The organism is Candidatus Poriferisocius sp., assembly GCF_965208475.1.
GTDB lineage: Bacteria > Actinomycetota > Acidimicrobiia > Acidimicrobiales > Bin134 > Poriferisocius.
Genome location: NZ_OZ242338.1, coordinates 3223584 through 3237132 on the forward strand (window position 1 = coordinate 3223584; position 13549 = coordinate 3237132).

At 66.7% G+C, this 13549-nt stretch carries 12 protein-coding genes; 4 read left to right on the forward strand and 8 right to left on the reverse strand.

Annotation, left to right across the window (positions count from 1 at the left end; all coding sequences use genetic code 11):
- Positions 1–8: 8 nt before the first annotated feature.
- Positions 9–2039 carry a DUF6049 family protein gene (locus tag ACOGXA_RS15180; RefSeq protein WP_419924689.1) on the reverse strand — a complete coding sequence of 677 codons (2031 nt, stop codon included), beginning with the start codon at positions 2037–2039 and terminating at the stop codon, positions 9–11.
- A gap of 37 nt (positions 2040–2076) precedes the next feature.
- Positions 2077–2802: a GNAT family N-acetyltransferase gene (locus ACOGXA_RS15185; protein WP_419924690.1), complete on the reverse strand. Its 726-nt coding sequence runs from the start codon at positions 2800–2802 to the stop codon at positions 2077–2079.
- Positions 2803–2887: 85 nt separating this feature from the next.
- Here ACOGXA_RS15185 and ACOGXA_RS15190 point away from each other — a divergent pair, with 85 nt between their 5' ends.
- Together ACOGXA_RS15190 and ACOGXA_RS15195 are read left to right on the forward strand one after the other, a co-directional pair.
- Positions 2888–3886, forward strand: a complete 999-nt coding sequence (locus ACOGXA_RS15190; RefSeq protein ID WP_419924691.1) for a histone deacetylase — start codon at positions 2888–2890, stop codon at positions 3884–3886.
- 11 nt (positions 3887–3897) lie between these two features.
- The gene (locus tag ACOGXA_RS15195; RefSeq protein ID WP_419924692.1) at positions 3898–5109 is read left to right on the forward strand and encodes a CCA tRNA nucleotidyltransferase; all 1212 of its coding nucleotides are present in this window, start codon (positions 3898–3900) and stop codon (positions 5107–5109) included.
- Here the strand turns inward: ACOGXA_RS15195 and ACOGXA_RS15200 are convergent.
- The 3 genes from ACOGXA_RS15200 to ACOGXA_RS15210 form a co-directional block, all read right to left on the reverse strand.
- On the reverse strand, positions 5102–6181 hold the full coding sequence (locus ACOGXA_RS15200) for an inositol-3-phosphate synthase (protein WP_419924693.1): 1080 nt from the start codon (positions 6179–6181) through the stop codon (positions 5102–5104). The genes ACOGXA_RS15195 and ACOGXA_RS15200 overlap by 8 nt on opposite strands.
- A gap of 43 nt (positions 6182–6224) precedes the next feature.
- Complete coding sequence (locus ACOGXA_RS15205; protein ID WP_419924694.1) at positions 6225–6815, reverse strand: PadR family transcriptional regulator; 591 nt, start codon at positions 6813–6815, stop codon at positions 6225–6227.
- A 76-nt stretch (positions 6816–6891) separates the two neighbouring features.
- Positions 6892–7413 (reverse strand): nuclear transport factor 2 family protein, encoded by a 522-nt coding sequence (locus ACOGXA_RS15210; protein WP_419924695.1) that lies wholly within the window; start codon positions 7411–7413, stop codon positions 6892–6894.
- A gap of 75 nt (positions 7414–7488) precedes the next feature.
- Between ACOGXA_RS15210 and ACOGXA_RS15215 the strand changes: the two genes are divergently transcribed.
- Complete coding sequence (locus tag ACOGXA_RS15215; RefSeq protein WP_419924696.1) at positions 7489–9186, forward strand: N-acyl-D-amino-acid deacylase family protein; 1698 nt, start codon at positions 7489–7491, stop codon at positions 9184–9186.
- Between the two features lie 39 nt (positions 9187–9225).
- On the opposite strand, the gene ACOGXA_RS15220 is transcribed toward ACOGXA_RS15215, so the two are convergent.
- Positions 9226–9687 carry a nuclear transport factor 2 family protein gene (locus ACOGXA_RS15220; protein ID WP_419924697.1) on the reverse strand — a complete coding sequence of 154 codons (462 nt, stop codon included), beginning with the start codon at positions 9685–9687 and terminating at the stop codon, positions 9226–9228.
- A 50-nt stretch (positions 9688–9737) separates the two neighbouring features.
- Between ACOGXA_RS15220 and ACOGXA_RS15225 the strand changes: the two genes are divergently transcribed.
- Complete coding sequence (locus ACOGXA_RS15225) at positions 9738–11216, forward strand: acetyl-CoA acetyltransferase (RefSeq protein ID WP_419924698.1); 1479 nt, start codon at positions 9738–9740, stop codon at positions 11214–11216.
- Here ACOGXA_RS15225 and ACOGXA_RS15230 read toward each other — a convergent pair.
- Together ACOGXA_RS15230 and ACOGXA_RS15235 are read right to left on the reverse strand one after the other, a co-directional pair.
- Entirely contained in the window at positions 11109–12263 is a 1155-nt protein-coding gene (locus tag ACOGXA_RS15230) for a mechanosensitive ion channel family protein (RefSeq protein WP_419924699.1), read from the reverse strand. The two genes, ACOGXA_RS15225 and ACOGXA_RS15230, sit on opposite strands and share 108 nt — an antisense overlap.
- 38 nt (positions 12264–12301) lie before the next feature.
- Entirely contained in the window at positions 12302–13438 is a 1137-nt protein-coding gene (locus ACOGXA_RS15235; RefSeq protein ID WP_419924700.1) for an acyl-CoA dehydrogenase family protein, read from the reverse strand.
- Between the last annotated feature and the right edge of the window lie 111 nt (positions 13439–13549).

A 13549-nucleotide genomic window follows, 5' to 3' on the forward strand; every position in this document is an offset into this window, starting at 1 on the left:
TCTCGACCCTACTTGGAGGAGTTGAAGCCGGGCGGCCTCGACGGTTCGCTCGGAGGTCTATCGCCGTCGCTGTCGGCAAGCGCGGTTGCGGGGCGATGGCGAGACCACCAGCTTCGAGCCCACCACACCGTCAAGATGGCCAGTGCGGCCGCCGCGATCCCCACCCCGGTGCCCGACAAAGAGGTTGCCCGCACCGTCAGCTGGGATTCGCCTAGAGCCAGCAGGCCGGTGGGGGAGTTTACCCTGATCTCCAACACGGCGTCGCCCGAGGTCTTGGCCCGCACCGCTACCTGGACCTGGTTGACGCCGGGATACAGCCGCCAGAGCCGGGAATCCCCGTCGGGGAAGTCCAGTTTGTCGCTGTTGAGGTCCAAGCGAACGATGACATCGTGGTCGAGGCTGTTGCGAATGAGCATCGGAATGCTTCCCGACCGGCTGGTCAGGGTGATCCGCTGCTGGCTCGGAGGCTGGATGGCAGCCACAGTGTCGCGCACGGTCTGGGCCACCACGGCCAGATAGGCATCTCGCTGGGTCTCGGTCAGGCCATAGGCGCCCGACAGCAGCAGTGCCCGCTCCAAGGTCTCAATCAACCGCCGCTCGGGGGTGCCCACGGTGGCTATCGGGTCAACCATGTTCTGGTACGACCGGGCGATGCGCTGCCCGTCGCTCAAGGCGGCCTTGTAGTCCTCCCCGAATCCGTTCTCCTCGGCGGGGCGCACTTCTCGGAGGGTGTCGGGCTCGAGCCTCTCAACAATGGCGGCGGGGTCGATGGGCGAAAGGATGGGGCTGGCGCTGATCTCGTCTAGCAGCACCCCCAGCCCGGTCGAGTCCGGCAGCGAGGCCAGGGGTGGCGCTAGAACGACCCCCCGGAGCCTCTGGGGGTCTTCAAACCAGCGGACGGCCAGATCGGCCAGCACCAGATAGGGCGCGGCGTCGGCACTGCTGGACCGGGTGAAGTGGGCGGTCGCGCTGCCGTCGATAGCCACCGCTTGAGCCGGTTGGTCGAATGCGGGCAGCAGGAACGACGTTCTTGCCGATGTGCTGACCAGTTCATCAGCCGGATGGAGCAGGGAGTCGGGAACCAGCACCAGCTCCACCTGTTCTCGTTGGAGCCGTTGGAGCAACTCAGGGGAGGCCGACGTTGTCAGCACCATGATGGTGCGATCGGGTTGAGAGCCGAGATGCTCGTCCAGCACCGCCGCCCCTGCCTCGATCTGCCAGCCGATCTCGAGACTGAGGTCTTGGCCGATCCACGCGTCGCTGTCCAGGGGGACGTAGGTGTTGCTGGCAATCGGACGGTTGATCGTGGCTTGCTGGAGTCGGGCCAGCAATTGGGCGTGCTCGGGTTGATCGCTGATGGCCAGGGCGTCGATCAGGTGAGGGTCGAGCGCGACTGTGGCCAGGAGATGGGGGCGAACCCGGGGGTCGAGGACATCGGCCAGCGCTTGCAGGCTCGGGCCAGCGGGCCCCAGATCCACGTTGCCTCCGGGGTCGACCGCTGGGGCCCCGCTCACCGACAGCACAGTGCCCACCAGCAGGGGGGGCTGGTTGGAGTCAGGCGGAGGGGTGCGGACCACAACAGTGTTGATGGTGTGGAGTCGAATGCCGTTGGAACCCCGAAGAACAAGGCTCACCGGATACACCCCTTCGGCTGGCAGTGAGAGCAGCGGTCCATCCTCTTCCCGCCCTTCGCTGCTGGTAGTGGCGATTTGCAGCGACGCGACCCCGTTGGCATCAGGCTCGGGGACGGCCAACCGGGAAATCTGGTGCAGAACCAGCCCGGTGGAGGGCTCGGCCAGCCGATCCAGGAAAGCGGAGCGAGACCGGACGGGCACCCCGATGATGATGTCAACGGTGGATTCACCCGGAGCATCGAGGAGCCGGAAGGAGATCTGGAAGGAATCCTCAGCGGCGAGCCACATGCTCTGGCCGACCAGCTCGATGGCGGGAGTGGCTTGTGCCGAGGAGCCGTCGTCGTCCTGGGCCGATGCCGCCGGAAGCGCGATGGCGGGAGCGGCAACGAGCACCACAGCCATCATCAGGCCATGGGCCCAGATTCGGCGGCCCGATCGGGGCTCAGGGCGCAAGGACTGCCTCCAGAACTTGCAGGCCGGGGGGGACCTGCTCGAAGCCCAGCCGCTCATACAGGCGCAGCGCCCCCGTGTTGTTCTGGGGAGTGTTGACCCAGGCTTGGGCAACGCCCCAGCGGGCCATCCACTTCAGCCCGTCGATCACCAGGAAGGCCCCGGCGCCTTGGCCCTGCTGGTTGGGAGAGATGGCCAAGCGCTGGAGATAGCCGACAGGGCCGCTGCGCCCACAGATGGCGTACCCGGCCAGCCCTGTGTCGTTGTCTTTGCAGGCGACCCGAAAACGTCGGAAATGGGTGGCCCGCAGGGCGTCGTGCAACCCATGTCGGTCGAATTGCCAAAAGGGCTCGAAAGCATCGCGGTCTATGGCCAGTACCGCTGGGTGGTCGCGGCGGCGAGCCTTTCGGATGGCGATGTTGCCGGTGATACCGGGGAGGCGGTTTTGGATGGGACGGGTCAACAAGGCGAGCTGCCGACACGGCTTGAAACCGGCCCGCAGGAACGGCTCCGATTCGATGTGCGACAGCGCTGAGGTTCTCAGCCGGTGGTAGCCCCGGGAAATCGCGGACTCAACCGCCGCGGCTGTGGCATCATCGGACACCGCCGAGCCGGGAGTCAGCTGTATGAGCAGGCCAGTCCCGGCCTCGCCGGCCCAGGGCCTAAGCCGCAGGCGATCTCCCCCGAGCCGGAGCACCTCCGACCGTCGGCCCAACATCTCAGCGAGGCTAGTGGTGTGTAGGAACGATGGCCCTTCATGGATATTTGAGGGGGAGGCTGGGGCAGCGGGGTACCGTGGGGCCGTGTCGGTTCTGTGGATCACCGACGAGCGCTTTCTCGACCACGACACCGGGCGCTCCCACCCGGAGCGGCCGGCCCGGCTGAGCGCCGTCATCGACGGAGTGCAGCAGGCGGGACTGGCCGATGCCCTGGTTCCGACCGAGCCCCGGTTGGCCACCGATGCCGAGCTGTTGGCCGTCCACGATCCAGCGGTGCTCGACTCGGTGCGTCGGGTAGCACAAGACGGTGGTGGCCGGCTCGACCCCGACACGGTGCTGTCCGCCGAATCGGAGACGGCGGCTCGCCTGGCCGCAGGGGCAGGTCTGGCGGCCATCGAATGCTTGGACGGCGGGGAGGCCGATGCCGCGTTCTGCGCGGTGCGCCCGCCGGGCCACCACGCCACGCCGGCGCGGTCGATGGGTTTCTGCATGTTCAACAGCGCGGCGGTCTGCGCCCAGGCGCTGGCCGACCGGGGCGAGCGGGTGCTGGTGGTGGACTACGACGCCCACCACGGCAACGGCACCCAGGACGTGTTCTGGGAGGACAACCGGGTGATGTTCGTGTCGTGGCACCAGTACCCGCTTTATCCGGGCACCGGCGGGCTGTTGGAGCGGGGAGAGGGGGCCGGGGCGGGCACCACCATCAACCTGCCCATGCCCGCAGGGGCCACCGGCGACGCGTATCGCCAGGGCTGGGATGATGCCGTGCTGCCCGCGGTGGAGGAATTCGATCCTGGGTGGCTGGTGCTGTCGGCCGGATTCGACGCCCATCGGGCCGATCCGCTGACCAGCCTGGGGTTGGCCGCCGGGGATTTCGCCGACCTCACCAGCGCGATCATCGATGTGGTGCCGCCGGGCCGGCGCGTTGCTTTTCTAGAGGGCGGGTACGACTTGGACGCGCTGGCCGATTGCGCCGGGGCCGCAGTGGCCGTCTTGGCCGGTGTGACCTGGCGACCGGAAGCGGCTACAGGCGGAGGGCCGGGTGCGGAGGTGGCGGCCGCGGCGGCTGCGTTGTTGCCGTGAGCCTGGAACGTTTGGCGCCTGTTCGTGACGAAGCCCGCGAGCTGGCCGAGCTATTTGTTGCCGCTGGTTACCGGATCTATCTGGTGGGCGGAATTGTGCGCGATGCGATGCTGGGCCTGCCGCTGGACACAGCTTTGGACCTCGATCTCACCACCGATGCCCAGCCGACCGCGGTGAAGTCGATCTTGGAGGGCTGGGCCGACACCCTGTGGACCCAAGGGGAGCGATTCGGCACCATCGGCGCCCGCCGGGGCGATCGCCGGGTGGAGATCACCACCCACCGCACCGAGCGGTACTTGCCCGACTCCCGCAAGCCCGACGTGGCCTTCGCCGATGCCATTGAGGCCGACCTCTCCCGCCGCGACTTCACCATCAATGCCATGGCCGTCGAACTGCCCGACGGGGAGCTGATCGACCCCTTCGGTGGGGCAGACGACTTGGCCGCCCGCCGCCTCCTCACTCCCCTGGACCCCGCGGAAACCTTCAGCGACGACCCCTTGCGCATGCTGCGGGCGGCCCGGTTCACGGCCCAGTTCGAGCTGACTGCTGAGCCGCCGCTGGTGGCCGCCATGAAGGTGATGGCCGACCGTCTCGCCATCGTGGCTGACGAGCGGATACGCGATGAGCTAGATCGGCTCTTGGCCCTGCCCAACCCGGTGCCCGGGTTTGGATTGGTGTTCGAGACCGGTGTTGCCGAGCGAGTTCTGGGCCCAGTGACCGACGGCAATGCTGCATTGGGGCGCCTTGAGCGGGCTGGTGATGATCCGATCCCCCGCCTAGCCGTGCTATTGGCCGACGTGGGAACCCCCGCCGAAGTGCAGGCCGTGTTGTCAGAGCGGCGGGCGACCACCGCGGTCAGCCGGGCAGTGTCCGCGGTTTTGTCTGCGGCTCACCAGGCTGTCGGCCAGCCGCCCCGAACCCTGCCCCTGCTGCGGCGCTGGGTGGTCGACGCCGGATCTCACCTAGATCAAGCACTGGCTGTGGCGTCGGTCTTGGGCGCATTGGGCACGCTGGCCGCCGATGTGGCCGCCCTGTTGGAAGCCGAGCCCGACCTACTCGGGCCTCCCGTGCTCGACGGCCAGGAGATCATGGCCCTGCTCAGCCTCGATCCCGGCCCCAATGTGGGCGCAGCCGTGGAAGAACTCCGCCGCCACCGCCTCGACTCCGGCCCCCACACCCCGGAAGAGGCCCGTAACCACTTGTTGCGGTGGCGTTCTAGCTGACTTCGCCGCGGGCGTAGGCCTCGACCATCTCGCGGGCGGCCTCGTCGCGGTACTGGATGGGGGGGCTCTTCATGAAGTAGGCCGAGGGGCCGAGCAGGGGGCCGCCGATGCCGTGGTCCAAGCCGAGCTTGGCGCAGCGCAGGGCGTCGATGATGACGCCGGCGGAGTTGGGGGAGTCCACCACTTCCAGCTTGAGGTCGATGTTGAGGGGCACGTCGCCGAAGCCCCGGCCCTCGAGGCGGATGTGGGCCCACTTGCGGTCGTTCAGCCAGGGGACGTGGTCGCTGGGGCCGATGTGTACGTCATCGGCGGCGATGCCCTTGTCGAGCTGGCTGGTTACCGACTGGGTTTTGGAGATTTTCTTGGACACCAGCCGGGAGCGCTCCAGCATGTTCATGAAGTCCATGTTCCCGCCGAAGTTGAGCTGGTAGGTGCGGTCGAGCTCCACCCCGCGATCTTCGTAGAGCCGGGCCAGGGTGCGGTGTACGATGGTGGCTCCCACCTGGCTCTTGATGTCGTCGCCCACCACCGGCACACCGGCGTCACTGAAGCGCTGGGCCCACTCTGGATCAGAGGCAATGAACACCGGGATGGCGTTAACAAAGGCCACACCGGCTTCTAGGCAGCACTCGGCGTAGTAGCGCTGGGCCTCCTCAGAGCCCACCGGCAGATAGGAGATGAGCACGTCGGCCCCGGACTCCCGCAGGGCCTCGGCCACGTCCACCGGCGCAGCCGGGGACTCCTCGCACTGGGTCCGGTAGAACTCGCCGAATCCGTCGAAGGTGGGGGCCCGCTGCACCCGCACTCCCAGCTCGGGAACATCGCAGAACTGCACGGTGTTGTTGGGAGCGGCGGCGATGGCCTTGCCCAGATCCAGCCCGACCTTGGAGGCGTCCACGTCGAAAGCCGCCACCGGCTCGACGTCGTTGATGTGGTAGCCCCCGAGCACCACGTGCATGAGGCCGGGAACATGGTCGTCGGGCTCGGCGTCGGCGTAGTAGTACAGCCCCTGCACCAAAGAGCTGGCGCAGTTGCCGATACCGGCGATGGCGATTCGGATGGGATTGCTCATTGTGATTGCCCTCCCTGGGGGAAGTCGGATCGATCTGTTTTGATCATCGGTCGCTTGATTCGGGACTCGTCCGGTTGTTGCGCTCGTCGGCGATCAGCCGGTCGAGCCAGGCCAAGTCGTGTACAAGGCGCTCCTGGTCTCTCTGGAACAAGGAGCGCACATAGGGATCGGTGGATTGCACGGGGTCGCGGCGGGCCATGGCTTGCAGGCTGACCAAATGGGCCCGGCGCAACTCGAACAGCGCCAGCCGCCGGTCGGAGGGCAAGAAACGGCAGAAGGCCAGCTGCAAGCGGAATCGGCGCTCGTTGTTGGCGTCTTCTTGGAGCAGCTCCAACAGGTAGAACTCGCCCGCCTCGGTGATGTGGTACACCTTGCGGGTCCGCCCTGATTTGGACTTGGTGCTGCGCTTCCGGCTGCGACGAGCGTGGCCCTCAGAAGTCTGCTCGTCGGCGATGAGGTCCGGGGCCACCGCGTCCGAGCTCACCCAACCGCGCCGCTCAAGCCGGGCCAAGGCGGGGTACAGTGCGCCGAAAGAGGTGGAGTATCCGCCGACCAGCGACTTGAGCCGCTTGTTCAGCTCATAGCCGTGGAGGTCGCCCTCCTTCAGCAGTCCGAGCACCGCGAGATCCAACATGGACTCGCGATTATATCGATTCGCTATATCGTTTCAACTTGTCGGTACGCTACGTCTGCCGAAAGCGTTTCAGCCATTAGCCGAACAAGGCGACAGAGAGGTCTTCTGGGCCGCGGATCGACCGGGGATCGTGGGAGTCGGGATTGGAGTTGGGCACGGTAACGGAGTGGTCGGTGATGAAATCCCGGTGATCGATGGCCCATCTGCCATCACGCCTGGACCACTGGTCTAGGTAGCGGCCGCGCGCAAAGATATCGGCCACCTCGGCCGCGTCCCCGAAGGGCAGCGTCCGCAGCGCAACGGTCACATAGGCCTCGCTGGCGGCTCGGCTGCCGTCCACCTGGATCAACACGTTGGTGATCTGATGGCTGTGGGTGGACATGGCGGCGTGGGCCGTCCACACCCAGTCCACGAACCTTCGGCCGGTTCCCTTGAAGATGTCCTCGCCGTAGTCGGCGGTTCCGTCGGCGTGCCACACCTCGTAGGCCGCGTCCTTGTCCATTCGGTCGAGTGCTCGGCAATAGCCGTAGATCACCTCGGTAATGGCCTGCTTGGCCACTAGCGCCTCTAGTGCGCCGGTGCTGATGGAGTCGCTCATGGCCCTATTGTCTATCGCGCGGGTGCCTCGGTGCTGATGAGACCAGTGGCGGCCCGGTTGTTTATCGTTTGGCCCATGTCTGATCTGATAATCCGCGGCGGCAACCTGATCGACGGCACCGGGTCGCCGGCCCGCCCCGCTGATGTGCGCATTACCGGCGGCATCGTGGCCGAGGTTGGGCCTGGTCTGGCCCGAGACGGCGAGGCTGAGCTGGACGCGGGCGGCTGTTACGTGACTCCTGGTTTCATCGACTCCCATACCCACCTGGATCCGTCCATGTTCTGGGACCGGGGTTGCGATCCCATGCCCCAGCACGGGGTGACCACCGCGCTTATCGGCAACTGCTCGCTGTCGCTGGCCCCGGCCAAGCCCGAGAGCCTCGACGAGCTCATCGATGTGTTCTGCTACATCGAAGACATGCCGGTGGCCGACTTCGAGTCGGGCATTCCTTGGTCTTGGGGGTCGTGGCGCCAGTACCGCGACGCCATGAACGAAGGAGGAATCGCCCTGAACATGGCCTCGCTGATCGGCCATTCCATGCTGCGGATATATGTGATGGGTGACGACGCCTGGACCCGGGAGGCCACTGCCGAAGAGATTTCGGCCATGGCCGCGGAGATGGCCGATGCCATGGCCGCGGGCTGCTACGGCTTCAGCACCTCCTTTTTCGACTTGGACCGCCGCAGCCGACCGGTTCCCAGCCGGCTGGCCTGCGATGCCGAGCTGGCTGCGCTGGCCGACGCGCTGGCCGCAGCAGGACATGGCTTGGTGGAGTTCATCCCCAACCTCACCGGTGACGATCCCCACGGCGATATCCGCCGCATGGCCGAAATCTTTGGCCCCCGAGGCGTGACCTCCATCTGGAATGGACTGCTGCACACCGATCTCAACCCCACACGCTCTGAGGAGTTCATGGCGCTGACCCAGGGGATCCGAGATGAGGGCTGCGACATGTGGCCCATCGCCTCTCCCCGCACCGTGGACTTCAACGTGAGCTGGGAGCAGACCATGGTGTTCATGATGCTGCCCAAGGGGTGGAACCAGATCATGGGGGCAACCGGTGAGGCCCGACGGGAGATGCTGGCCGATCCCGGCTGGAGGGATATCGCCCGCGCCGAGTGGGATGAAACCGAGAAGTCGCTGTTCCCCATCCACCGGCCCGACTACGTGCGGTTCACATCGGTGACCCGGCCCGACAACGAGCACTGGTTGGGGCGATCTCTGGCCGACTTGACCGCGGCCCGGGGCGGCCACCCCTCCGACGTATTCGCCGACTGGATCCTGGAGAACGACCTGGCGCCCGGAGTGGTGGCCATGGGGGTGAGCAACAGCGATACCGACGGGGTGGCCGAGATGATCTCCGACGACCGCTGTCTCATCAGCGCCTCCGACGCTGGGGCCCATGTGCAGATGATGTGCGCGGCGGGTGACACCACCCTGCTTTTGACCCGCCACGTGCGCGACCGGGGCGACCTCGAGTTGGAGCACGCGGTGTACGAGATCACCGGCCGCCAAGCCGAGATCATGGGATTCAACGACCGGGGCCGCCTTTTGCCCGGCTATGCCGGCGACGTGGCGGTGTTCGACTTGGACGAGCTCTCGTGGGACGCCGACGGCTTTGTGTCCGACCTGCCGTCGGGCGCTCCCCGCCTGCGCCGCCCGGCAGGCGGCTACCGGGCCACCGCGGTCAACGGAGTGCTCACCCAGGTGGATGGCTCGCTCACCGGCGCCAATCCCGGCTCTGTTCTCGACGCCAACACCCCGGCGCCCTGAGCTGCGGCGCGGCTGCCATCTTGAGGGGAAACAGCCTGCTCAGTAGTCCTGGCCCTTGGAGGCGTTGTGGTCGCCCCAGCCGCCGGGGATGCGGCCGTCCATGGTCACCGACCGCTCGGTGAACAGCCAGCGGCCGTCCACCACCCCGTAGCAGTCGATGTAGCGGCCCCAGTGGTCGAGGCCGTGCTCCATGATCACATGGTAGTAGCAGCGGCCTTTGGCCTCAGTGGGCGAGAGCACGTCGATCTGGTGGGTGGCGGTGTGGTGGCGTATGTATTTGGGGGTGCCGCCGCCGATGTCTGACAGGGTGCTTTGCGCTCCGGTGAAGATGGTGCGGATCTGGTCGATTCCGTGCTTGTCGGGCTGCGTCGGAGTTCGCATGACCGCCTCGGGGGCGAACAGATCCATCACCTGATCGAAGCGGCCCGAGTCGCCGTTGGCGTTGTACCGGGCTATCAGATCCCGGATCGATTCCCGAGCGATCAATTCCCACTGCTCCATGACCCGACGGTACATCTTCTTTCCGGCAAGCGGGCCATTAGGGTGCGGGCGTGAATATCGATGACATGACGCCGGTGCTGGTGGGGGTGGCGACGGCTGCTCAACGGGTAGACGATCCCACCGAGGCCAAAGAGGCGGTAGCGCTGATGGCTCAGGCGCTGGTCGCGGCGGCTGACGACGCCGGTGCCAGAGGGCTGTTGGGACGGCTCGACCAGGTGAGGGTCACCAAGGGGACGTGGGGCTATAGCGATCCGGCCCGCTGGGTGGCCGACGCGGCCGGGGCGACCCAGGCCCGCAGTTATCTGGCTGATGTGGGCATATTGCAGACCGCGGTTATGGGCGATGCGGCCGCGGCCATTGCGTCGGGGGCGGTTGACGCGGTGGCGGTGGTGGGCGGTGAGGCCAAGTACCGGGGTCTGCGGGCGTCGATCACCGGTATCGACGCTCCCGACACCGACCAAGCCGGGGCCGAGCCTGACGACTTCGTGACTCCCCACGGGATGATCATCAGTCGCCCTGAGATCGACACCGGGCTGGTGATGGCCACCCACCACTACTCCATGATCGAGAACGCCCGCCGGTTCGCCGACGGCCAGACCATAGATGAGCACCGCGACGAGGTGGCTGGGCTGTGGGCCCGATTCGCCCAGGTGGCCGCGGCCAATCCCGACGCCTGGTTGCAAGATGGCCTAGATGCCACCGCCATCGCCACTCCAGAAAACGGCAACCGGATGCTGGCCTGGCCCTACACCAAGTGGCACAACTCCCAGTGGAACGTGGACCAGGCCGCCGCGCTGATCCTCTGCTCAGCGGGCGCAGCCCGATCGCTGGGCATACCCACCGATCGTTGGGTATTCCCCTGGGCCGCGGCCGAGTCCAACCACATGGTGCCGGTGACCGAACGACCTGAACTGCATCGCAGCCCGGGCTTCGCCCATGCCGGCCGGGCCCTGGCCGAGCACGCGGGCATGGGCCCCAACCAGGCCGACCACATCGACCTCTACTCCTGTTTCCCCATTGCAGTGCGCACTCAGGCTCTGGAGCTGGGCCTCGGCTTAGACCGGGACCTGACCGTGACCGGGGGCATGACCTGGGCCGGCGGGCCGCTCAACAACTATGTGATCCAGGCCGCGGTGAAGATGGCCCAGGTGCTGCGAGCCGATCCCGGATCGACCGGGCTGCTGACCTCGATCAGCGGCATGATCACCAAGCAGGGGGCCAGCCTGTGGTCAGCCGACCCACCCGCCCAGCCGTTCGCCAACTTGGACGTGACCGACGCGGTGGCCGCCGAGCTTCATCCCAAGCCCTACCGGACCGGCGACGGGGAGCAGGCCACTGTGGTGTCCTATACCGTGATCTGGGGCCGGGAGGGCCCCGAGCGAGCGGTGGTCATCGGCGAGTTCCCCGACGGCGCCCGGACGCTACTCGTCTCCGCCGCCCCCGCTGTCATGGCCGCCGCCGTCTCCCGAGAGTTCTGCGGGCGCTTCGTCATCGCCGGTGCTGGCGGATCTTTCACGCCGATCGACTGAGCCGGGTGGGCTCTGCTCAGCGTTGTCGCCGGCATCGTTCTCGTTGCGGATCCACACAGTGCGCTGGGGGAAGGGGATCTCGATGCCGGCTTCGTCGAAGGCTTTCTTGATGCGGGCTCGCAGGATGCGACCGACTCCCCACTGCTCGCTGGGATCGGTTTTGACCACCAACCGGATGACCACGGCATCGTTGCCCAGTTCTTGAACGCCCCACACCGAGGGCTCCTCCAAGATGGTGGCGTCGGGGTTGTTCTCGCGCCAAAGCTCGTCGGCCGCCGCCTTCATGATCTCGCTGGCCTCATCGATGTCGGTGTCGTAGCTAACCCCGATGTCCAAGATGGCCCTCGACCAAAGCTGGGAGTGGTTGGCAGTGCGGTGGATCTCCCCGTTGGGCACGGTCCACACCACGCCGCTCACGTCCCGCAGGGTGGTGGTGCGCAGGCTGACTTTCTCGATGGTGCCCGACGTGTCGCCCACGTCCACCACGTCGCCCACCCCGAACTGGTCTTCGACCAAGATGAACATTCCGGCCAGGAAGTCCTTCACCAGCGATTGGGCCCCGAAACCCACCGCTAGGCCGGCGATACCGGCACCGGCGATCAGGGGCGCCAAGTCGATGCTGAGCTCGCTCAGGCACAACAGCGCGGCCACCGCCAGGATGAGCGCGGTAGCAAGACTTTTAAGTACCGCGGCGATGGTTTCGATTCTCTGGGCGCTGCGGGCTTGGCGCTCCTGGATCCTGCTGATGGCTTTGGTCGCCCGGGCGCCGAAGTCAAGCTTGCCGGCGCTCTCGAGCTGCTCCTCGGTGTCGGTCTCGTGTTGTCGCCCCAACCGGGCCACCGCCCGGTCGATCACCTTGTGGGCGATCTTCTTTGCGATCCAGGCCACCAGCAGGATGAGGATGATCCGCAGGGGCCGCTCCACCACCCACCCGATGATCTCGGCCAGCCGCTCGTTCTCGGTGTTGTCGAAAACCAACTCGCAGAAAAAGCCTGGATCGGGGCCGCAAGCATCGGTCACGGTGGCGGCAGGGACGACGGGAACCATCGGCTCAGCGTACCGGCGAGCGTTCTGTTTGGGTCAGTTCAGGCGTCGAGGGGGTTGTCGGGGGCGGCGTCTAGGAGGGCGCGGCCGAGTTCTAGGGCGGGACCGGGGCCGGCGAAGACGTGCTGGGTGCCGGCGTGGATGTCGCGGAACGCCCGTTGCAGGCCGCCGGAGCGGAGGGCGTCGGTGCCGGCCAGGAGGTAGGCCCGGCGCAGGATGTCGGCGCCTTCCTGGGTGACGAACACGGTGGCCTGACGGGTGAGGATCACGTCCATAGGATCGACGCTGCCGGTTTCAGCCACGTTGCGCTCGGCGGTGGCGAACGTCTCGTGGAGCCAGCCCCGGGCAGCCCGGAAGCGGGACTCCAACTCTCCGATCTCATGGATAAAACGGTCATTTTGGGCCAGCGGGGTGGCGTCGCCCATGCGGTGCTTGGAGCGGGCCACCGAGAGCAGTTCGTCGAGTCCCCGCTGCACCACTCCGATGGCGAATCCGGCGTGGCCGGCGGCGGTGAGCGGCATCACGCCCAGTTTGTAGAGGGGTCCGCCCCGGTACACGGTGAGATCGAACATGTCGAAGGTGGAGGTGGCCGGCACGTACACGTCTTCGAGGGTGTAGTCGTAGCTGGCGGTGGCCTGGAGGCCCATCACGTCCCAATTGCCGGTGATCTGGGCCTTCTCCACCGGGTAGATGGCGAACAGGAAGCGGGGGTCGACGCCCTCGGGCTCGGTGGTGAAAACCCCGGCGCCGGCCCACTGGGCGTGGTTGATGCCGCTGCCGAACGAGTAGCGGCCGTTGAGGCGGAAGCCGTCGCCGTCGGGGGTGGCGGTGCCGTTGGGGGCGAACTGCCCGGCCGACATGGGCACCCCGTCGGAGAACATGCGTTCGATGTGCTCGTCGGGGCACCAGGCCGCGAAATAAGCCGTGGCCGCACAGCTAGCCATCAGGCACCACCCCACCGAGCCGTCGGCCCGGGAGATCTCGGCCCAGATGTCGATGCACTCGTTGACCGGCAACTCGAGCCCGCCCACCGCATCGGGCACCATCACCTTGTGCAGCTCAGCATCCTCCAAGGCGCTGACCGTCTCCTGGGGTATGGGCAGCCCGTCGGTCTTGGCCGCGTTCTCGTCGATTAACGAGCGCAGCTCCCGAGCACGGTCAAGGTAAACGCTGGCCATGCCTCAAACCCTAGAAGCCAAGGCCAGCACAGGGGAACCCGCAGAAAACACATGAGCAACCTCAGCATCATCCCGGGTCCGTTGCTTGGTGAAAGAGACTCTTTTACCAAG